The sequence below is a fragment of the Oscillatoria sp. CS-180 genome, from assembly GCF_028330965.1.
Taxonomy (GTDB): Bacteria; Cyanobacteriota; Cyanobacteriia; order Phormidesmidales; family Phormidesmidaceae; genus Halomicronema.
The window spans coordinates 1-21,065 of the sequence record NZ_JAQMUB010000032.1; the positions used below are offsets into that span (position 1 = coordinate 1).

Genomic DNA, 21,065 nt, shown 5'->3' on the forward strand with positions numbered 1-21,065 from the left:
ACGCACAGTTGTGCGTCCCGACCTCCCTTAGCTTCATAAAAGCCAACCCCGTGTGGCGCTGGCAGATCCCACGTTTACGCTGCCAACGTCTCAACCTGACTGCTTGTTAGCGCTTCGTTGAAGATCATGACCTCATCGATGGCGCCATCAAAGCCATGACCACTCTTGGCAACACCATCATGGAATCGAGTTGTATTGTTAATGCTACCTAGACCAATACCGCCCGTATGTTGCCAGAGCTGTGAGCCTTTACCTTCTCCAAACTGTTTGCCATTGAGATAGCCCTTCAGCGCCCCATCAGTAACCTTCTCGCTACCGTCTAGAACTAACGCGACGTGATTCCATTCGTTCGCCGCAAAGGCATCCGTACTAAGCCAAGTTCCCTTCCACTGGCTTTCTTGACCGGGTTGATTCCAGCCGCCGACTTGCAGTTCATCGCCATCGAGGTAAATATTCAAACCGCGAACGTGTGCCCCCTCTTCATAAAGCACTTGCTTTTGTTTGCCGGATGCCAGCAGTTCATCTGCTTTAAACCAGAGCGAAATTGTTCGTTCGTCGTGCTTGCCTATATTGATGTCTTGAGAATTGGCAAGACGAATAGCGTCGCCTTTCCCGTCAAAAGTGACAGCGCCTCCATTGAGTCCTGAAGTCCATTGAGCATCGCCAACTAAAGTGCCAGCGTTTTTAGTTCCTTGCGAAGAACTATCTGCTGCAATCTTGCCGGACTTTTCATCTAGCTTCAAGCTAGCGATGGGTGCTGGCAAGACACTGGGAGGCATGGGTTGAGGATCTGGATTTGGGTTTGGATTTGAACTGGGTTTAGAAACCCCAGATGGAGCCTCACCCGTTAGCTTGACGTCGTCTATGGCGACAAAATCGCCTGCGTCTGCAAGCTTTGTGCCTTTGGTTTGAAAGAGCAAGAACTGATATCCGTCACCCAGATTAACCTTGGGCTTAAACGTTTTCCAGTTGAAGAACTCTCCGTCTTCACCTCCAAAGGTCTCCTTGTATAGCAGTGTTCGAGACATCGGTAGGGTGCCAACCTGGGTTGGTCCGGTCTCTTCCCAATAGTTCTGATCAAACTGTCCATCAACGCCCCATAGTTCGACGGTGACTTCGTTCCTCTGCCATTGCTTATCGCCGCCTTCTAGATTCTTGAGTCGGAAACTGAGAGTCTGTTCGCCTTGATGGAGAGAATCGTTGTGAACAACTTGTCCCACCGCACCTCCCCACTTACCCACTTTCGAGAGTTTGGCCGCACCGTTGCTGTTTCTGACCGCCTCAGTTGCAAACCAGCCGTCATCGGACCACTGACTATTGTCTTTCCAACCCTCTAAAAAGGTCTTAGATCCACTAAAGTTACTGTTTTTGAAAGCGTTGGCATAAGCGGTTGGTTTGACCTGTACGGCCTGAGTCAAGGTTTGAGCGGCTCCCTGGTTGTCCAAAACTTGCAGGGTGACGTCGTGAGTGCCTACTTTGTTGAATTCATGAGTGACCTTACGACCAAAGTCATCGAACCGACCATCCCCATTGAAGTCCCAAGCATAGGTCGCAATTCCTTTGCTATCGATGGGGTATTTGGGGGACGTTTGATCGGGTCCTAAGGGATCGCGATCATACGAAGCGCTGGCATCGAATGTGACCGACAAGCCACCGGCAGCCTTGTTTTTGAACCGGGCGATAGGAGCTTTATTGCCCTCTTGCTCTTCAAAAACCGTATTTTTGATGGCAAATTCTGCCGGTAAATCATCAGGCCGCTCATCTTTAGGTGCTTTGGTTCCAATCGTTCTGAGGTTATAGGTATTGTCGCTAAAGCGGCTGTTTTCAATGGAGGAACGAGTAAAGTCTCGTTCTTCGTTCAAGAATTCAACGTCAAGTCCTTCCTTGAATCCTTTGACAGTGAGATCTTTGTAGTTTGTTTGAAACGTTGCGTGATTGTGGAAGATACCGTTGCCACCACTCGGTTTTTCGACGTTCCCGACAATGAGTCCGTCTTTGAAGTCTAGATTGCTGCTGTAAAAAACGCGCAGGCCACTATAGCGATTGCCCCACAGCTTAAAATCTTCGATTAGACCCCGGGCTTCATGGGCTGTTCGAGGCTCAGGGCTACTAAATGTGAGATGACCGTCAAAATTAGTCATTTGCCCCCACACTCTCATTCCCATATTGGTGTTGTAGCTTTCGAAGCCCGACAGTTCACGTAGGGGGACGTCGGTGACATCGACTTCCTCTTGCCCGGGTTGAGCAACTCGATCGCGGATATCAGCCGGTAAGTTTTTGACCGCGATCGTCTCCTTGTCCCTAAAGTCGTTCTGAGGATCAAGCGTGTCTCCGAAAACGGTGATTCCGCTGTCGTTAGCGCTGATGGCGACGTTGTCTCGCATCGCGACCTGAGCCGCTCCCTGAACCCAATACCCTTCACCTCGAAAGCCCAAGTCAAATTTGCGATCGCGCGCATCACTTTGCTGAGAAACCTTCTCCCAAGGAATGCCCGTTGTCTTGATGGTAATGTTGTTTTCCCAGAGACCCAGTTCGTTACCGGCCTCTGCAACAATGCCAGCTCCAGCCACATCAAAGACAACGTTGTCTTTAAGGACGGCGTGACTGTCATGGTGCACAATTCCCCAACCCGGAGTATCCACTACGGCGTTCCCCGTCACGATCGCGGCTTGACCGTTGATGTCATCTGCTCCCGTGCGATGAATGTGCAGACCATAGCGACCGCGTGGGTTTTTACCATGACCTTTGGAACCATCAACATTTTCGCTGACATCATCCACAAGTTTCGTTTTATCAGAGCGTCCTAGATGATAGAAACCTGCGTTGTTGATGCTGACATCTGGATTGTGCATAAACATGGTGTGTCCCCGCTGTGAGGTCGGGGTACTCTCGCCATCTTCGCTTTCAATCGTGACGTTACGGCTAGTGTTGGCTACATAGAGAGAAAGCTGGTCTTTCTCTGGAATGTCGGGGCGGACATGATCGAATCGTAGAATCGTGTTGTCGCCGCTCTCAATGCTGTCATTCGTAAAACGGACTCGGTTGCCGTTGATTTCCGTGATTGTGAGTACTTCGTCACGAAAGCGACTGTTGTCCTGATCGGATCCTTTCCAACCGTAGCTGGTGCCGCCCAGGACGAGCTTGTCGCCTACCCGCCATCCAGACGGTTTTCCCTTGAGCACTAGTTCGCTATCGCCTGCGATCGCATCTTTCGATAGGGCAATGAAGTCAGTCTTCTCGGCACCGTTGATGTTGACTTCACCGTGGGTAACAACACCACGACTGAGCTGAGTGGGATCCCAACGGGTGTCAATCTTGCCTTCATTGGCAATGATAATTTGTGCTGTTTTGTCCGCCTGAATAGGGTTTTTTTCGGTTCCGATGTTAAGTGTTCCTTCGTCTGTTGAAACAAAGGTATCGACCACCATCTTGGTGTCTTTGTTGTGCGCGAAGGTCAGCGTTCCATCTAGGCGAACGGTTTTGAGACGGGCATCGCTTTCACCGTCATAACGAACTTTGACACCCTCTTCAATTAAAACCTTTGCCTTGTCACCCGGAATCTTTCCGCCTTTCCAAGTATTAGGGTCAAACCAAGAGCCATTGTTGACAGCGACGTGTGTCGCTTTATTTTTAGGCACCAAGTCCATCAAAGCCTGATGCTCTTTCATCTTCACTGGATCATCTGCATGAGGCCCATCATGATGGGAATGGGTGTTGGATGAACTCATCGTGTGATTGTCCATGATGACACTTAAACTCCATGTTTTGAACGCCAGTACACTACGGCAGAAGTAGGCTTACCCTGTAAAACGCTCGGAAAGCTTATCTGCCTTAGTTTTGAGTTTTGAGTTTTGAATTCCGCGTTGCGGGACTAGTGGCAGTGCAGTAAATCCTGTTAAGGGTGGGGGGTATAGGGGTGTTTTTATTAGGGAGCAGCCCAAAGAATCTCGTGCGATCGCACACGAGACTACGCTCTTTTTTCCAAGCTTTAGAAGTAGGACTTACGCATAAATCCCTGGTATCCCCCAATTCTGGGAGACGTTAGTCTGGCTTTCCCAGGCGGGGGAGCTATGGGCCAAAACCGGATTAATAGCCGTCGCCACTGCCGTTAGGTCAAGACGACGAGCCATTGAGCTACGCGCTAAGCACCTGATGCTAATTAGTTCACCAGCCTAGACAGCTAAAGCGATAACTCTGACTTTTCCTTTCATTCTTCTGCCTTTAGCGGCATCTCTTCTGTTTAGAGATCAGCTTTAAAGCAGCAGTTAGATTCAAATGATTTTGTGTTTTCAGATATCCAAAGCCTGATCAGAGTTGAAACACTTTGGCTCTATGTCTACATTTTTGACAAAAGAAACAGTACTTGAAACGGTAGACACAGCAAACTACTTTACTACTCTGTAGACTCGTCTTGCTGCGGTGAATGCAGGTATTAATTTAGTTGCTACTCTTATCCTGCAGTTCCTCAATGACATCATTAAAGTAATCTCAAGTCCCAATGAAGCAGAACGTTGAGATTACGCAAAATGAGTTGTGTAACTTTTGTACTGTTTGCCTGTGTAGCTAAAAGAACAGTCAGATTTCCGAGTTTTAGCGGCTGACTCTGACCAAATGACCTTCGTCCAAGATGTGCTGAATGGTGTTGCCCATGACCTCTCGTAGCATACGCTGATTAGCACTGTTATCGATTGTTACCGTCAGGACGTAGCGCTCGTCATCAATTTTGACCGCTGTAGAACTGCCGATCACATTGGAATTTTGCCCGGTTTTTTCGCCAATCCAAGCAACTCGCTTGTCTCTGAGCTGACTGACGGCGGTATAGCCAAACTCCCAGTCATACTGACCGACCATGCCCTCAAGGATTTCGTCATCACCGGGATTTGAAAATGTGTAGATCTGGCGCATCATCTCGGTGACTTCGTTGCTGGTCATCACGTTACGCCCCACCGACCGATTACGAGTTGGAGCTGTGCGATCGCCGATAAGCTTCGATCTCACTCGGGTTTGTTCATACCCCATCTTCTGCAGGGTTTCATTCATGTAATCCCAGCCGATATAGTCGATGAGCTGGTTGGTCGCAATGTTGTTACTTTCCTTGAGCATCCGCACCATCACTTCTCGAATGGGATATTCGTGGCGGACATAGATTTTGGCGCCATTGGCGTTCTCAGTCCAGTTATGCGGATCTACGTACATAGAGTCAGACAGATCAATCCCTTCCTCCATCACCTTTTGCATAAGAACGACGGCCACGGGAAGCTTGATTAGACTGGCAGGACTGGCAGGAGGCTGATCGCCTCTATAATCCCGACATTCTCCTGACAAATGACAAATGGTAATGCGGATTGCTTGGGGGCGTCCTGTTGCTTCAGCGATGTTGGATAGGAAGCCGGACTGGAGCTTATCAATATCTTGCGAAACGGGACCCAGAATCGCTGCGTAGTCCTCTCGTCGGGCTGTTGCCGCCTCTGCTAAAACGGATTCCTCGGGTATCTGTTCTAGCTGACGCAGGGCCGACTGCCAGAGATATTCCTGCTGCAACAGTTCTTCTAACGTTTCCTCTCCATCTTCACGGCCAGCATCACGGGTTGCAATGCCTTGAACTGCGAGTTCTTTAGACCGTTTGAAGTTGGCCTCAGCAGCAGCCTCCATCTGAACCTGCTCGCGAGTCATGCGGGCTGCTTGAATTACTGCAAAATAGGGAGCGAGATCTCCCATACCGCCGTTGACTTCAAGGGTAGTTAGGCCGTTTGAGGCAATGTCGGAATCTCCATCAGTTAGGAAAGCATCTGATCCACTACTGCCCAGGTTTAGACCAGGTGGCCTTTGTGACCAAAGGTCAGTAAAGGTCGGTCTTAGGCTGCCGATCGCTACCGTCACAGCTATTCCAGACAGAAATCCCACGCCAAATACCCAGGGGGTATTCCAAGATCGATTTCCGATTGGGTTTTTGAAGCTCTCCCCTAACACTGCTACCTCAACTTTATAGGTGCCACACCACACTTGGGTAAATTATCGCGTTTCATGTCCACTCAGTGTCCTGTTGAATACCAATCCTCCTGAGAGTTATCATCAATCCAGCCACAAATATTTTTGGGACTTACGCAGAATCTCCATCAATAGAGTAAGTGATGTCCGCCATATGCTAGCTGTAGAAGCCGACTAGCTCATTGGTTAGAACTCTTGATTCTGAGGAGACGTACTATCCTGGTTTTTCTCTTCTACGAACACAGCTAGACGCTGAACCCAATTTACTTAGCCGTCATTTATCATGTCAGCGGCAGCAGCCCCTTTTATACTGATATAGCCACAGGCATCTAGCTGAGGACGGTTAAGAACGCTGCAATCCGCGCTGGGTAAAGGATTGATTTTGCCTTTTGGCTTTGTCTTTTTGCTTTTTGCTATGGCTTGGCGAGGCATCTTGTTTTTTGACTGCTGAGGCCGATCGCTGTTTCAAGTGTCCCGATGGCTTGAATCCAGTAGGGTGCTGAAATGTGATAGCGATCGCTCACTGTTTTTCCCCTATGCTGATAAGTCTGAACACGCACCCTTCCCCATACCCATCCACCTTTGAGGCTAGTCATGTCGCTGATCCGCGAGTTACATCGTCAACTCACGCAAAAAGAGCGTTCTGCAGTGGAGATTACGCAGGCGTATTTAGATCGTATCAAAGCAGTTGAGCCAACCGTACACAGCTTCTTGACGGTGACTGAGGAGAGCGCGATCGCCCAAGCTCAGGCAGTGGATGCCAAAATTGCAGCAGGCGAGGATATTGGCCTGCTTGAAGGAATTCCCATCGGACTGAAGGATAACCTGTGCACCAAAGGGATTCGCACCACCTGTGCCTCGAAGGTGCTCGACAATTTTATCCCGCCCTACGAATCGACCGCGACTCAGCGCCTAGCTGACTTAGGAACCGTAGCGTTGGGAAAAACCAATTTGGACGAGTTTGCCATGGGCAGCTCAACTGAGAACTCGGCCTATCACGTTACAGGCAACCCCTGGAATCCCCAATGCGTTCCAGGCGGGTCGTCAGGGGGATCGGCTGCTGCCGTGGCGGCTGATGAATGTCCTGTGGCCTTGGGATCTGACACGGGGGGTTCCATTCGACAGCCCGCCTCCTTTTGTGGGGTTGTGGGCCTGAAGCCAACTTACGGTTTGGTGTCTCGCTATGGCCTGGTCGCGTTTGCCTCTTCTCTTGACCAAATCGGACCGTTGACTCGCACTGTGGAGGATGCGGCAATTGTGTTGGGGGCGATCGCCGGACATGATCCCAGAGACTCCACCAGTCTTGACGTCAAGATTCCAGACTACACGGCTAATCTCAAACCTGGACTGGACTGCAAAGGTCGCACCATCGGCATCATCCAAGAAACCTTTGGCGAAGGGCTTTCGCCGTCGGTGGATAAAGCCGTCAAAGCTGCGATCGCTCAATTCGAAGCTTTGGGAGCCACGGTCAAGACCATTTCCTGTCCTCGTTTCCGCTATGGATTACCCAGCTATTACATCATTGCGCCTTCTGAAGCCTCCTCTAACCTAGCTCGCTATGATGGCGTGAAATATGGTGTGAGGTCAGAGGATAGTAACCTGATCTCGATGTACTCTAAAACGCGAGCCACTGGGTTTGGAGCAGAGGTCAAGCGCCGTATCATGATCGGCACCTATGCCCTCTCAGCAGGCTATTATGATGCCTACTACCTCAAAGCGCAGAAAGTTCGCACGCTGATTAAGCAGGATTTTGAAGCGGCTTTCAAAGAAGTTGATGCATTGGTTTGTCCAACGTCTCCAACTACCGCATTTGAGGCAGGTACCAAAGTCGATGACCCCCTGAGTATGTATTTGATTGACTTGATGACGATTCCGGTCAATCTCGCGGGTCTTCCCGGTATTAGTGTTCCCTGTGGTTTTGATGATGCTGGCCTGCCCATTGGTCTACAGCTCATTGGCGATGTCTTGCAAGAACAGACCCTGTTCGACTTGGCTTATGCCTATGAACAAGTAACCGAGTGGCACACCAGCGCACCTAAACTTTAAGCGTGAATGATTGGATAGGTAGACGAAGGAAAAAGGACGCTGTTCTGTTATGTAAAGCCGTCGTCAGTGCCATACATTTCCTCTTCACCCGCGCTACCCTAACAACGGAAACCGACAAGTAATGCCTATGGGACGGTTAGTATTGACCCTCTTCGGACTGGGAGCGATCGCCTATGTTGCGTTCTGCTTAGCCCTTTGGTTTGGACAAACGCGATTGATCTTCCACCCTCAGCCCGTCCCAACGATGACGCCAGCTGATGTCGGGTTGTCTTACGAAGACGTTTGGATTGAGATGAACCCAGGGAATCTGCACGGATGGTGGATTTCGGCTCAGGATCCTGATGCCAAAACGGTTCTTATCCTGCATGGCAATGCCAGCAATGTAGAAGATGGTCTGATTCATGCCCAGTATTTTCTTGAGTCTGGCCTGTCAGCTTTGGTGGTTGACTATCGAGGTTACGGTAAAAGCGCGGGTGATTTCCCGAATGAGGCCAGCGTCTACGAAGATGCTGCTGCCGCATGGACCTATCTTGTGCAAACCCGCAACATGGCACCAAAATCAATTGTGCTGTTTGGCCACTCCATTGGTGGGGCGATCGCTGTTGAGCTAGCTTCCCAACAACCCCAGGCCGGTGGGGCCATCATCCAAGCGTCTTTCACTTCAATGGCCGACATGATGGATCAAGTGGGCTACAGTCGCGTTGCCCCCAAATGGCTATTGACTCAGCATTTTGATTCCGAATCGAAAGTGAGCAGCCTCAACATGCCAGTCCTGTTCATTCACGGGATGAATGACCGCACCATCCCCGCATTGATGAGCCAACAGCTCTACGCGATCGCCCCTGAACCCAAAGCAATTTGGCTGGTCCCCGGCGCTGACCACAACGATATTGCTGAGGTCTCTGGGACTCAATACCGAGAAACGCTGCGACAGTGGCTCTTGTCTCTTCAAGAGAAACCGGTGTCAGCAGAAACGGTGTCTTAGTTTCTGCTGAACTATTGATGTAAATCAGTTAACTGGTGGGACAAAGCGCGATCGCTCGTTTCTCCGGGAATACGGGTATTCTCCAGTAAGGAATCTTAGGGGAATGGATTTGCTCAGACACCCGTACTTAGGAGAACCGCATGGAGCGAGGGATCTATATCACGGCAAACGACAAGGTGATGGATCACGCGATCGCTTGCGTCAACAGTATTCGGCTGTATGACCCCGATACTCCCATCATGATGATTCCCTACAATGACCATTACCAGGGCATTGCACAAAAACTCAAACAGGATCACGGGGTTGAAACATATCCTGACTTAGCCTTTATCGAGCGTCTTTCTCAAAAGCTTCAGGCTATCTTCGGTAGTGATTTTTTTGCTCGTCCCAATCAGTTTAGAAAGCAAGCCTGCTGGTTTGGGCCATTTGAAAAATTCCTCTATATAGACACTGACGTCGTGGTCTTTAGCAAGATTAGCCGCTGGCTAGACGCCCTAAATGACTACGACTTCTTGTGTTACGACTACCAACATAAAGGTGGTATTACAAACGTTTTTAGTGAAAAAGTTGTCGAAGACAAGATCTTTACCGAGATAGAACTACAAGATATTTTTAATGGCGGTTTTTGGGCCTCTAAGAAAGAACTGATTACCGAAGAAGACCTCTACGAGGTTTTTCGAAACTGTGCGAATCATCCAGACTATTTCGATTTCTCGCAAAAAACGTCTGACCAGCCCATCATCAACTATATGGTTCTAAAACGATTGCCAAAGCGGCTAAATCTGGTTAGAGCTGATGGAAAAGGGCCTGGTAATTGGGCGGGGATGTCGCATTTTGAATACAGTGACATGCGCTTGGTTGACCCTAAAGTTCAAAAAGATTTGGATTACCTTCATTGGGCAGGCATCCGTATCGAAGCGGGCTGCCCCTATTGGGATATCTGGCTCCACTATCGCTACCTAAACGACTCGGAAGGCCCTCCCCCTGAAGTGCTCAACCCTCCACAATCAAAGAAGGGTGTTAAAACCTGGTTACGAGATCTCAAACAAGCGATCAGTTAGCACCGCCTATAGGTTGGGCTTGAGGTAACGAAACCCAGCATTCATAGCGGTTTCGTTAGTTTACGTTGGCGCTCCTTATCCTTCTGCCTTGGCCCTAATCCCACCAGTCGCGGCTTTGGCTCAACATGATGTGATGGGAATGTATCCAGCCTTCCATCCTTGAGAGTGGAAATCGGACCTGAACCCAAGTTTCACAGTCACGACTGAAAGCCTGGCCGACAACTTCGACATAGTAACCGACGCTGCTAGTGTCAATAACGTCGAAAGCCAGTCCTGGTCCAGAACGGACATTGACTGGACTGCCCAACTCATTCCCGTGAACATAGGCAGGTTCAGCTTCGCTGACATACTCAGCTTCGACTGGAATCAGGCCGCCCGCTGTTGCACACGCCTCAACAGGCTGAGTCAGTCCCGGTTTCTGATCAATCGTCATCCCCAACGATGTTGTGCCGGCGAGGATGAGCGCAGTTGCAAAATGTTTCACAGCAATAGGGTTGAATTCTCTCATTTCAAAATTCCCGTCTACTGCTTAATATCAGGCATTTTTGATAAGCGGCAACGCGATTTGCAGACGATTGGGACAGTCTGCATCAGCTAGCGTCATCAGGGATAGGCTGCCATTCATTGCTTTCAGCATGGCTTCGACCAAGCTCATTCGCAGGCTAGATGAGAGTGGGTTGTCTAGGTCAAAATCGCCAGGCGTTGATAGTATGGCAGGCTCATGCCAACAGCTTGTTGGCCGATCATCTTCCAACCACAGCCAGCAGGTATCCGCCGGTGCCAGATCAGCAGCAACTCTAATCCGGAGCGTGCCGCGATCGCAGCTATCCAACGCCATCTCAATCAGTGTCGTCAGGATGTTCTGTAGCCAAACCGGGTCGGCATAAACATAACGTGGCTCCTCCGGCGGTCTGACACTGAGGCGCAAATTTCGATCAGCCACTTGCAGATGCGTTACTTCCTTAACTTGATTGAAGATCTGCGACACATCAACTTTTTGCAGCGTCGGAGTCAGTCGGCCTATCTCAATTTTGGAAACCCGAATCAGAAGGTCAAGGTGTTCCAACAGCTTCATCGAAGCGGCATAGGCTTCTGCAACGAATTCTCGTTCTTCTTCAACATCATCACATAGACCTTCAATGATCATCTGCTGAAGACTGATGATTTTATTGAGGGGCGATCGCAATTCATGTGCTGTTCTGGCTAGAAAGCCCCCCTTAAAGCTTGCCGACTCTAACGCTCGATAATAGGCAAGTTGAAGTCGTGTATCAGACTTCTGAAGAGAACCTGCCTCATTTAGATCCGTCATCAAGAAAACCCTATAGTGCGCTACTCAAGCGTATATCTGGTTTTTTGAGGTTGGGAAAGTTGAAATGTTGCATTACAAATTCAACCCAACACCTTATGCCCTTTTAACAGATTTTGCGGAATAAGCCAGTGAGCATACTGACGACAAGACCAGAATTAAAGCGTGAGCTACTCCATTCTGACTGCGCCTTGTCGTAGAACTTGCCAATCTCCCTGATGCCAGCGAACGACGGTTGACGGAACCCCCGATGCCGCTAGCGTGAAGTCGCCAATCTCAGTTTTGAGATTGGCAATTGCCGCCTCAGACAAAAGAAGTAACTCAGGAAACTGCGCTGCGATGTCTGCCATCGTTTCTAAAGCAGGTTGACCGGATCGGTTAACGCTCGTTGTCGCCAATGGACCTGTTCTCGCTAAGAGATATCGGGCTAAAGCATGATTGGGAACGCGAATGCCGATTGTGCCCGTTTGCAGCGGATTCATTTGAGGGGGAACGCGATCGCTAGCGGGCAACACCAACGTCAACGCGCCTGGCCAATAGCGTTCGGTAATGCGATGCCAATACGACAGTTCATCGTCACGACCTGACACGTAAGGCAACAGGTCAGCTAGGTTTGCGCCCATCAGAATCAGAGGTTTATCTGCCGGACGTTCCTTCGTGGCATAAATCCGCTCGCTCTGATCAGGACGAGCCGCTAAAGCGGGTACCGTATCGGTCGGAAAGCTCGCCAAAGCCTCACCCGAGCGAATCTGGGTCACGAAATCGACAACAGAGACATCAGTCATCAGCCACCATAACCAAAACATGACAAACCGTAGGGTGCATAACGCTAGCAAGACTGGACCAATGCGCAGCAATGCACCACAGTTTCTTGGCCGACTCACAGTAATGCACCACACCTTATGTTCAAAATCTTAATTCAACAGCCCAGCACTTTATCGGTAGAGTGAAGCGTATAGACAGCGTTCCGACATCCCCAAAGCCCGAGGAGGAGACCTACGTTACCATCTGACCTACTCATGCACCGTCCCTGGGGAGAAACCCTTCAGCCCAAGCGACTTCCGTTGAATGACGATTATCTCGCGATCGCAACAGACCTAATTGAGCTGTTTCAAGCTCATCAAGGCAAGTCGCAAGGACAGCTCAACCAGCAGCTGCAAGTCCTGGAAGGAGAAGACACCGACTACCGGATTAAACGTGGGCTAGCGCATATTTTGCGATCCAGTTTCAGCACCTTTGAACCCGTCAGTCCGCTAGAACCCCCGATGCTGCGAGAGCGAGTATTTGCCCTAGCCAGCAGCACTGCCCCCAGTCCAGAATCCACGCACCGACAGTTACAGACTCTCTCAGCTCAGCTCAGCCAAGAGCTGGATCGAGACGTTGAGCCGAGTGAAATCCGGCAGGGACTCTACGCCGACCTGAAAGAAAACCATATTCTGACAGCGTTCGATTCGCCAACAGAGACAGCTCTGATTCACCGCTATAACCTGTCCCAAGTACAGGGCGTTTTCTATAAAGCCAGTCGGGTCACCATTCAGGCTTACCGCAATGATCCGGGGGAATATAAGCTCCTGTTTCGATATCTCAAGCTGTTTCGGCTGATGGCCTACATTGAAGGAGATGCCGATCAAGGGTTTACGGTTGAAATTGATGGACCAACCAGCCTGTTCAAGCCCAGTACTCGCTATGGGCTAGATATGGCAAAGTTGCTTCCGGCCATTCTGCATGTGACACGGTGGGGACTGACGGCAACATTGGTTATGCGCGATCGCTACAGTCAACAGCTGAAAGAACGACGCTTCACCCTAGAGTCTGACTGTGGACTAGTCTCCCACTATCCGCCTGGCAAACCCTACGACAGTATGCTGGAAGAGTCTTTTGCCAACCGCTGGCCGCACAAAAAGACAGATTGGCAGCTAGAGCGGGAAGTCGATCTCATTCCCATTCCGGGCAGCGTCATGATTCCCGATTTTCGTTTGGTTCACCCCGATGGTCGGAGCTATCTGCTAGAGATTGTGGGATATTGGCGACCCGAATATTTGCGAAAAAAATTTGCCCAAGTCCGCCGAGCAGAAACCGACAATTTGATTCTTGCCATCTCTGAACGGTTGAATCTAGAGAAGGCTGGTGTCAAGGTCTCTGACGTTCCCGCTAAGGTAATTTGGTTCAAAAACAAGCTCACGCCCAAAGCTGTGCTGGACTGTCTCGAAGCGTAAAGTTATGCTTAGCTGCTCCGGTTATGGGTAATTCGATGATTCTTAAAGGACAAAGATTGTCCATAATACAGTCATAGCAAGTGCCCGGAGCGGATTCAACAGCATGAGCACAATTTTGATTGTGGACGATAGTTCAGCCCTGCGCGAGATGGTGTCAGGATTACTGATCAATGCTGGCATGACTATCCTAGAGGCGAAAGACGGCGCTGAGGCACAGAAGAAGATTGAAGCCAGCCCCCCAGATTTGGTGGTGTTGGACATCGTAATGCCCAATATGAATGGCTACGAACTGACCCGATGGATCAAGAACAATCCCAAAACTAGAGATGTTCCCATCGTTATTTGCTCCTCCAAGGGAGAAGAGTTCGATCGCTATTGGGGCATGAAACAAGGAGCCGATGCCTATATTGCAAAACCCTTTCGCCCAAATGAGATGGTTGAGACCGTCAGACAACTTCTACGTGGACAAGGCTAGGGTACACCCACCGAGCCTGAAGAGATGAGGGGCTGTTGCCACCTATCATCCCTTCAGGACGCATTGCTGCCAGTATCAGGCTTGCTGACCCAGCAATTCTGCAATTTCGTGATGCTCAATCGGTGGCTTAGCCAGTTCTACCTGCCGGGTATCGGTAATCAACCAGTTAAGTGCAGCGGCCTGCATGTCAATAGACGCACCCGTTTTGTCTACGCAATAGCGACCAAAGACCAGTTTGTCTACTAGACGAACGCCAGAACCGATGCGAGAGTATTCGAAGATGACACTGCGATCGACGATCGCATTGCTGCAAATAGCACAGTTGGGACCAATCATAGTCGGGCCAACAATTTTTGCCCCATCTTCAATGTGAGTTCTGGCACCGATATATACCGGACCTGTAATATCCACTTTGTCCCAGTTGACCTTGACGTTTAGCCCTGTGAAGATTCCCGGCTTGACCTCCTCCCCAGGAATATCAACCAGTTTGACCTGTCCGGTCATGACATCCTGAATAGCCTGCCAATAATCAGGCACCTTACCAATATCAACCCATTCAAACTCCATTGGAATGCCGTAAAAGGGTGCGCCAGCGGCGACCAACTTCGGGAACAGATCGCCCCCAATGTCGTACTCCATTCCGGCAGGAATATAGTTGAAAATTTCTGGCTCAAAAATATAGATGCCCGTATTGATGTTAGTACTTAGGGCTTCTTCAACTTTAGGCTTTTCTTGGAAAGACTTGATGCGGCCATCGTCGTCTGTAACGACAACGCCATAGCTAGGGACTTGCTTCAGCGGAACCGTTTTCATGACCACCGTCGCGATGGCTCCTTTCTCTTTGTGCTGACGCAAGGCTTCAGTCAGATCAAGATCAATCAGGGCGTCGCCACACATCACGACAAAAGTATCGTCAAAAAAGGGCGAAAACTCCTGAATCTTCTTCATGCCTCCCGCAGAGCCAAGGGCATCCCCAACCAGTTGACCATCTTCAATACGCCCTTCAAAAGAATAGGCAATCTCAACACCAAAGCGCTGACCATCTCGGAAATAGCCTTCGATCTCATTGGCCAGATGACTCACATTCACCATGATTTGATCGAAGCCGTGATGCTTCAACAGGTCTAACAAAAATTCCATTACTGGCTTTTGTAAGATAGGGATCATCGGTTTCGGAATTGTGTAGGTGATAGGCCGAACCCGAGTTCCCTTACCAGCGGCCAGAATCATGGCTTTCATAGGGCATCCTCTTTGAACTTAAAAATACTACTTACATAATGGACACACCCGAGGCTTCATGACCGCTCAAAATAGCTTTGAACAGATCACGATTGCACTCGAATACCCGATAAGGGCGAATTAGATCAATATGAATGATCGACGGATTTTTTATGAAACCTCAGACTACCGTATGCTATCAGAGGATACCCAGAGGGACGGGCAAGTTCACGTAACAGATTGCCCTCTACTTCACAAAGATTTAGTGAACCTCATCCGTCAATGACCCGCAAAAATGCTTGGCTCACGCCCACAGATATAGGGCATCCAGGCTGCCTCTTGGTCTGCTCAAGTGGAAGCCCGGACGTCTCACGTTAGACTGACCGCTTACATAGACTCTGTCAGGTAATTTAGATATCGCTTCACCCGGTCAAGATCGCTATCTGTGAGGCAGGCTGTTCTTAAGCTAGAGATTGCTTGGCGTTGCAGGTGACTGTCTTGCAGCATCATGGCTGCTTTCAGCCTTTCTTCACGCGCCTGCAACGCTTTGGTCGTTTCACCCAAAATCTCATAGTTGATGGCTAGACTTTCTAGCGTCTGGGTTTCCCCGTGTAGATCTTGTAGGCGGCGTACAACTTGCAGTCTTTCTTGCAAGTAAACGATCGCCCGACTGTAATCACCTAGCGAATAGCAAGCGTTGTGTAAATTCCGAAGAATTTTGTTGACAACCCTTAGCTCCATGCGATTTCGACAGAGCCGCAAGAGGCGATCGTAATGCTCAATCGTTTTTCGCGAATGACCAAGTGCGTGATACGTGTTGCCTAGATTTCTCAAAATCTGTTCAAGGGTCGTTTTGTTATTTTGAGTTTCGGCAAGCGATAGGCTCCTCTCATAAAGAGCAACCGCCTTTTCGTTGTCTCCTTGCACTCGATAGATCAAGGCAAGATTGCTAGATGAACGCATTTCAGCATCAGCGTCCATCGTTTCTTTTGCCAAACCCAAACTTTGAGCCATACAGATTTTTGCTTTGTCTAAATCTCCTAAGTGGCGATAGCTATTGCCTAAACAGCTAAGCGCTTGATGCAGTAGAGATTTATCGGTTAGGCGATGGGCGATCTCTAATCCCTGACGAGCGTAATCGACAGCCCACAAATAATCGGCAAGGCTGTAGCATAGATGAGCAACAACCAGCACGGTTTGTGCTTCTGATCGCGACTGCTTAAGTGTTCGAAAGGCCCGTAGCGCCTTCTGAAAATCGGCTAGGGCTGCCATTGTGTTGCCTTGCCTTTGATGAGCTGCACCTTGTTTCAGCGATTGGTTTGCCTCGGCAAATAAACATGTCTGCTGTTCTTGAGTTAGAGACCGTTCGGATAACTCCTTGTGTGGCGCAATAACGGTTTCTTCTAATAAATTTTCGAGGACTGAACTAGGGGTCTGCTGCATAGTTTTGAATACCTTCTGAAGTGTCTTTTGCCTCAGGCAAAAAACTCAGGAATATCTCTGTAAATTCTGAAAGACTGAATCAAAAACTGTGTGTTCTGAGGTGAACTCAATGAGAGCTATAGACCTACCTAGTACCGCTACGCGGAATTCAAAATTCAAAATTCAAATACTCTGCGAGAAGAGCAAAGCTCTACAAAACTAAGGCAGATAAGCTTTCCGAGCGTTTTACAGGGTGAGCCTATTTCTGCCGTAATGTACTAGTGGTAGGGAACCTGTATTGTTTGATCCTAATTGAAGCCTTCATGAAGGATAACCGTGCATCTGCCCAGTGTTTGGCGTTCATGCTTATGAGGATACTCCCGTGTTTTCAGAAACTTAGAAGGTTGTTTTAGGCTGTAAGAGAACGAGCTAGAAATAGCCATTAGGTATTTTACGAAAGAGGTTTAAGAGTTTTTGACTGCACTATTTGACGCTGAACGTCTGCTGTTTGAGCCAGCTATCCCCAAAGATGAGGCAATACCTACAATTTTTGCCTTTCCCAATGAATACAGCATTGGCATTACCAGTTTGGGCTACCAAATTATCTGGGCGATGCTAGCGCAGCGGTCTGACTTGGCCGTTTCTCGATTGTTCATGGACGTTCAAGAGTCGCTGCCCCCAGCAGCCCAACTGTTGGGGTTTTCCATGTCGTGGGAACTGGACTACGCCAATATCTTGACCGTGTTGGAGTCGTTGGATATTCCAGTCTTAGCTTCAGAACGAGGCAACGAACATCCGCTGGTCTTTGGGGGGGGTCCCGTTCTCACGGCAAACCCCGAACCTTTTGCTGCCTTTTTTGATGTGGTGTTGTTGGGCGATGGTGAAGTGGTTTTGGATGCCTTCATCGATGCCTATCAGCAGGTGCGGGGCTGCGATCGCGCTACTCAACTCAAACACCTAGCGACCGTCCCTGGCATCTACGTGCCGCTGCTCTATGAGGTGACCTACCAGGACATTACCGGGCCACTGGCATCGGTGCAGCCTGTCAATGCCGATATTCCCGCCATCGTTGAAAAGCAGACCTATCGCGGCAATACCCTGTCAGCCTCCTCCGTGGTCACTGAAAAGGCGGCTTGGGAAAATATCTATATGGTGGAGGTGGTGCGGAGCTGTCCAGAAATGTGTCGGTTCTGTCTCGCCAGCTATTTGACCCTGCCCTTCCGCACGGCTCCGGTTGCCGGTGGCCTCATCCCTGCCGTTGAAAAGGGTATGGCGGTCACGGAACGATTGGGACTGCTGGGAGCCTCTGTGACTCAGCATCCTGAGTTTGATGAACTGTTGGACTACATTAACCAGCCTCAATTTGATGATGTCCGGCTGAGTCTCGCATCCGTTCGCACCAATACCGTCAACCCTAAGCTCACAGAGACGCTGACGCGCCACGGTACCAAATCCATCACGATCGCCATCGAAAGTGGCTCCGAACGGGTTCGTCAGATTGTCAATAAGAAGCTAGAGACCGATGACATCATCGCGGCGGCAATCAACGCTAAAGCGGGCGGACTGAGCGCGATGAAACTCTACGGCATGGCGGGAATTCCGGGGGAAGCTCCGGAGGATTTGGAAATCACCGCTGATTTGATGCTGACCCTCAAGAAAGCCGCCCCGGGTTTGCGCTTGACTTTGGGATGTAGCACCTTCGTGCCCAAAGCACATACGCCGTTTCAGTGGCTAGGCGTCAATCGTCAGGCTGAAAAACGCCTCAAGCTTTTGCAGAAACGCTTACGACCCAAAGGCATTGACTTCAGACCAGAAAGCTACAACTGGTCGATTATTCAAGCCCTGATTTCGCGGGGCGATCGCCGCCTTACCCCACTGCTGCTGCAAGCCCGCGAGTTCGGCGATTCCCTCGGCAGCTACAAACGAGCTTTCAAAGAACTCAAAGGCCAGCTTCCTCCGTTAGAGTTCTATGTCCATGACGACTGGGATCGCAACCAACCCCTCCCTTGGGACCACATCCATGGTCCCCTCCCCAAGCAGACCCTGTTGAAGCATTTAGACACCGCTACAGATATCGCTGAAGGTGGGAGTCAGGAGTCAGAGGGCGGACATCCTCGTCGGCACCGAAGCCGACACCCAAAGCGCCATTGATCTGTTTCACCTGCGGAACTGCATCGAGCGCATCGAGTGGAGTCCAAAAATCGACGTGCCCGAAAACGGCGTGTTGATCCGCCAAGACCCCGGCGATGTGTTGCGATACTTGCAGCGCGACAGGCTGTTTGAATAACGACTAGTTGAGGAGTGTTGAGAGGCGATCGCTATTCTGTTTTGGAGAAGGCGATCGCCCAGCGGCCAAAAAATTAATCCGGATTCCTGGGTAGACCCATTGATTGCAATAGACATAGTGGCTTCACAACAGTGCAAGTTGTGAGCACCTTTAGGGAACTACCCATCGTTTGGCTGGGTACAAGTGCGGCTGTGCATACGAATCGTTGTGCTAATTGGTTCAACGGATAAGAAGAATGCGCGGGTTGCAGCGATCGCCCTATCTTGAAACTGATTTTGCTGACTACCTGAATTTGGAATCGACACTATGGTTAGACCGTCTGGACGCCCTCAATCGTCTCAATCCTCTAATCGAGGACTTTGGGGAATTTTACGACGCCTTTTCTCCTTTGGGTCTGCGGCACCAGAGACGGATACCGTTACTGACGAGGCCGTGTCGACTTCTACCTCAACTACGGAATCAGAGACAAACACCTCCATCACCGAGCCAGGCACTAACGCATCAACTTCCACCACAACGCTTCCTTCAACAACAGAGTTAGAGACGGGGCTCGCCATCGATGAAACCGACTCTGCTGCTGAACCCAGCAATTCGGTTCCTGCGGCAACTCCCAGCCCTGCATCCCCCGCGTCATCTGACAGTGCTCCTCGATATCGCTGGAAAGCTAACAGCCAACATCCAACCGTCAAAGATGCGTTTGCGATCGCTACTGATTTCGACGGCATTCAAATCGTTGGGTATCCAGCACTGTGGGATCCGAACGCCGACCTTCCTCTCTATCGAGTCCAGAGCAGCGAGGATCCCTTTGCTCAAAAAGATTTGGCTCGCTTGATTGCTCCTGGAGAAATTGCGATCTCCGTTTGTGGTTACTATCCCACCCTCAATGCTCGCGAGATTCCCCATAAGCGTAATGTTGGTCATGCAGGTTTGGCTGTAGGGGTTGAAAGTGATGGTAGGCGCGGTGTGCTGACTATCAATAATCCCCAAAGCTACATCGGCGGCGCCTTTGCAGGGCAAAGCAACGGCTATGGGTCTTTCTTTATGCAGAAATTGAAGTTTCCAACGGAGCTGACCCCTGCTGAAAAAGTCGCCTACGAGAAGAACATCATTACAATGACGGCGATCGCCAATACCTATATTCCTTTTGCCAGCAGCAACTTTAATGGTGAAGATCCGCTTGGAATTTATAACGAGGCAAAGATTCAGGAAGCGGGCAATAACTTGATTTTGGCGGTGTATGGTGATGCGGCTGCTCGACAGTGGCTACGAGAAGCCCGCAACACGGCTTATTGTGCTGAGTTGGTGAGTGCGGGAATTAATACCGGCGTCACTACCGTTTTGACTAGAGCGTACATTGAGGATCTACGTCGATGGCTGGCGGGACAAAACGGTGAAGATCGTTATCCCGATCTGTACGAAAAGGTCAGCGATCGCATTAATAATCGCGCTTTTCTCTCAGACAACCAGAACAATAATCTCACCAATGCCAACATCGGTATGGTGGATGATGGCATTGATTTGAAGCCACTCAATGATCGCTGTCCTGATGCTGATCAATCAGGGACTGGCTTAGCCTTCATGTACTACGAATTTTCAGACATCGCATACGGTGCAATTCACGACACCTATCCCCGCAAAGAGACCGCTGGTCTGACCGGAGCTGAATTGCGTGCTGCTCAAGCCTATAACAAGAAGGTGGGCCAAAAACAGATTGCTGAATTCATGAAGATGGTAGAGACATTCAAAAGTATTGCCAATCTAAATGCACCCACGGCAATTGCATTTGATGCCTATGTCACCCAAGTGATCACAGCTCTCGAAAAGGTTTATCCTTCGGAAGCCGAGCGGGATGCTGCGCTGAAGCCTTTGATCCAGGCCGGTCGCCAGTTTACGCCCACGGGACCCAATGGTGAAGGCATGTTCATTCCGCCTGACCTTTATTTGCGACCCACCACCGGTTGGGCAGACGTGGAAACTATTGGCGTTTGTTTCTTCCCAGAAAACCTGGACCCAATCGTATAGCCGTCGCCAGTTCCGTTAGGACAAGACGGTGAGCCATCT

At 49.9% G+C, this 21,065-nt stretch carries 16 protein-coding genes and 1 pseudogene; 7 read left to right on the forward strand and 10 right to left on the reverse strand.

What is annotated here, in order from left to right:
• Window positions 1–74: 74 nt before the first annotated feature.
• The 4 genes from PN498_RS06965 to PN498_RS06980 form a co-directional block, all read right to left on the reverse strand.
• Window positions 75–3,728, reverse strand: coding sequence for a G8 domain-containing protein (locus PN498_RS06965; protein ID WP_272062003.1), 3,654 nt, complete (start codon window positions 3,726–3,728; stop codon window positions 75–77).
• Window positions 3,729–4,001: 273 nt separating this feature from the next.
• Entirely contained in the window at window positions 4,002–4,130 is a 129-nt protein-coding gene (locus tag PN498_RS06970) for a hypothetical protein (RefSeq protein ID WP_272062004.1), read from the reverse strand.
• A 460-nt stretch (window positions 4,131–4,590) separates the two neighbouring features.
• Entirely contained in the window at window positions 4,591–5,904 is a 1,314-nt protein-coding gene (locus tag PN498_RS06975; protein ID WP_272062005.1) for a serine hydrolase, read from the reverse strand.
• A 497-nt stretch (window positions 5,905–6,401) separates the two neighbouring features.
• A complete protein-coding gene (locus PN498_RS06980; protein ID WP_272062006.1) occupies window positions 6,402–6,584 on the reverse strand; it encodes a hypothetical protein in 183 nt (60 codons plus the stop codon).
• Between PN498_RS06980 and gatA the strand changes: the two genes are divergently transcribed.
• From gatA to PN498_RS06995, 3 genes are all read left to right on the forward strand, one after another.
• Entirely contained in the window at window positions 6,583–8,034 is a 1,452-nt protein-coding gene (gene gatA / locus PN498_RS06985) for an Asp-tRNA(Asn)/Glu-tRNA(Gln) amidotransferase subunit GatA (RefSeq protein WP_272062007.1), read from the forward strand. The two genes, PN498_RS06980 and gatA, sit on opposite strands and share 2 nt — an antisense overlap.
• A gap of 127 nt (window positions 8,035–8,161) precedes the next feature.
• Complete coding sequence (locus PN498_RS06990) at window positions 8,162–9,019, forward strand: alpha/beta hydrolase (RefSeq protein WP_272062008.1); 858 nt, start codon at window positions 8,162–8,164, stop codon at window positions 9,017–9,019.
• Between the two features lie 140 nt (window positions 9,020–9,159).
• Window positions 9,160–10,080, forward strand: coding sequence for an Npun_R2821/Npun_R2822 family protein (locus PN498_RS06995; protein ID WP_272062009.1), 921 nt, complete (start codon window positions 9,160–9,162; stop codon window positions 10,078–10,080).
• A gap of 94 nt (window positions 10,081–10,174) precedes the next feature.
• On the opposite strand, the gene PN498_RS07000 is transcribed toward PN498_RS06995, so the two are convergent.
• The 3 genes from PN498_RS07000 to PN498_RS07010 all read right to left on the reverse strand — a co-directional run bounded on the left by PN498_RS07000 (window position 10,175) and on the right by PN498_RS07010 (window position 12,171).
• Window positions 10,175–10,564, reverse strand: a complete 390-nt coding sequence (locus PN498_RS07000; RefSeq protein ID WP_272062010.1) for an SH3 domain-containing protein — start codon at window positions 10,562–10,564, stop codon at window positions 10,175–10,177.
• Between the two features lie 51 nt (window positions 10,565–10,615).
• Entirely contained in the window at window positions 10,616–11,389 is a 774-nt protein-coding gene (locus tag PN498_RS07005; RefSeq protein WP_272062011.1) for a sensor histidine kinase, read from the reverse strand.
• A gap of 167 nt (window positions 11,390–11,556) precedes the next feature.
• Complete coding sequence (locus PN498_RS07010) at window positions 11,557–12,171, reverse strand: L-threonylcarbamoyladenylate synthase (protein WP_272062194.1); 615 nt, start codon at window positions 12,169–12,171, stop codon at window positions 11,557–11,559.
• A 216-nt stretch (window positions 12,172–12,387) separates the two neighbouring features.
• Between PN498_RS07010 and PN498_RS07015 the strand changes: the two are divergent.
• Together PN498_RS07015 and PN498_RS07020 are read left to right on the forward strand one after the other, a co-directional pair.
• Window positions 12,388–13,602 (forward strand): annotated as a pseudogene (locus PN498_RS07015) (DUF790 family protein); the annotation flags it as partial.
• A gap of 103 nt (window positions 13,603–13,705) precedes the next feature.
• Window positions 13,706–14,077, forward strand: a complete 372-nt coding sequence (locus PN498_RS07020; protein ID WP_272062012.1) for a response regulator transcription factor — start codon at window positions 13,706–13,708, stop codon at window positions 14,075–14,077.
• Between the two features lie 75 nt (window positions 14,078–14,152).
• On the opposite strand, the gene PN498_RS07025 is transcribed toward PN498_RS07020, so the two are convergent.
• Together PN498_RS07025 and PN498_RS07030 are read right to left on the reverse strand one after the other, a co-directional pair.
• Complete coding sequence (locus PN498_RS07025) at window positions 14,153–15,316, reverse strand: NDP-sugar synthase (protein ID WP_272062013.1); 1,164 nt, start codon at window positions 15,314–15,316, stop codon at window positions 14,153–14,155.
• Window positions 15,317–15,682: 366 nt separating this feature from the next.
• Window positions 15,683–16,738 carry a tetratricopeptide repeat protein gene (locus PN498_RS07030; RefSeq protein WP_272062014.1) on the reverse strand — a complete coding sequence of 352 codons (1,056 nt, stop codon included), beginning with the start codon at window positions 16,736–16,738 and terminating at the stop codon, window positions 15,683–15,685.
• Window positions 16,739–17,191: 453 nt separating this feature from the next.
• Here PN498_RS07030 and PN498_RS07035 point away from each other — a divergent pair, with 453 nt between their 5' ends.
• Entirely contained in the window at window positions 17,192–18,868 is a 1,677-nt protein-coding gene (locus tag PN498_RS07035) for a B12-binding domain-containing radical SAM protein (protein WP_272062015.1), read from the forward strand.
• Between the two features lie 6 nt (window positions 18,869–18,874).
• On the opposite strand, the gene PN498_RS07040 is transcribed toward PN498_RS07035, so the two are convergent.
• Entirely contained in the window at window positions 18,875–19,120 is a 246-nt protein-coding gene (locus PN498_RS07040; RefSeq protein WP_272062016.1) for a hypothetical protein, read from the reverse strand.
• Window positions 19,121–19,310: 190 nt separating this feature from the next.
• Between PN498_RS07040 and PN498_RS07045 the strand changes: the two genes are divergently transcribed.
• Window positions 19,311–21,026, forward strand: a complete 1,716-nt coding sequence (locus PN498_RS07045; RefSeq protein WP_272062017.1) for a hypothetical protein — start codon at window positions 19,311–19,313, stop codon at window positions 21,024–21,026.
• Window positions 21,027–21,065: the final 39 nt, after the last annotated feature.

Coding starts and splice junctions, on each gene's coding strand:
- PN498_RS06965 (WP_272062003.1), bottom strand. CDS start 3,728: ATGAGTTCATCCAACACCCATTCCCATCATGATGGGCCTCATGCAGAT.
- PN498_RS06970 (WP_272062004.1), bottom strand. CDS start 4,130: ATGGCTCGTCGTCTTGACCTAACGGCAGTGGCGACGGCTATTAATCCG.
- gatA (WP_272062007.1), top strand. CDS start 6,583: ATGTCGCTGATCCGCGAGTTACATCGTCAACTCACGCAAAAAGAGCGT.
- PN498_RS06980 (WP_272062006.1), bottom strand. CDS start 6,584: ATGACTAGCCTCAAAGGTGGATGGGTATGGGGAAGGGTGCGTGTTCAG.
- PN498_RS06990 (WP_272062008.1), top strand. CDS start 8,162: ATGGGACGGTTAGTATTGACCCTCTTCGGACTGGGAGCGATCGCCTAT.
- PN498_RS06995 (WP_272062009.1), top strand. CDS start 9,160: ATGGAGCGAGGGATCTATATCACGGCAAACGACAAGGTGATGGATCAC.
- PN498_RS07005 (WP_272062011.1), bottom strand. CDS start 11,389: ATGACGGATCTAAATGAGGCAGGTTCTCTTCAGAAGTCTGATACACGA.
- PN498_RS07010 (WP_272062194.1), bottom strand. CDS start 12,171: ATGACTGATGTCTCTGTTGTCGATTTCGTGACCCAGATTCGCTCGGGT.
- PN498_RS07020 (WP_272062012.1), top strand. CDS start 13,706: ATGAGCACAATTTTGATTGTGGACGATAGTTCAGCCCTGCGCGAGATG.
- PN498_RS07025 (WP_272062013.1), bottom strand. CDS start 15,316: ATGAAAGCCATGATTCTGGCCGCTGGTAAGGGAACTCGGGTTCGGCCT.
- PN498_RS07030 (WP_272062014.1), bottom strand. CDS start 16,738: ATGCAGCAGACCCCTAGTTCAGTCCTCGAAAATTTATTAGAAGAAACC.
- PN498_RS07040 (WP_272062016.1), bottom strand. CDS start 19,120: ATGTCTATTGCAATCAATGGGTCTACCCAGGAATCCGGATTAATTTTT.
- PN498_RS07045 (WP_272062017.1), top strand. CDS start 19,311: ATGGTTAGACCGTCTGGACGCCCTCAATCGTCTCAATCCTCTAATCGA.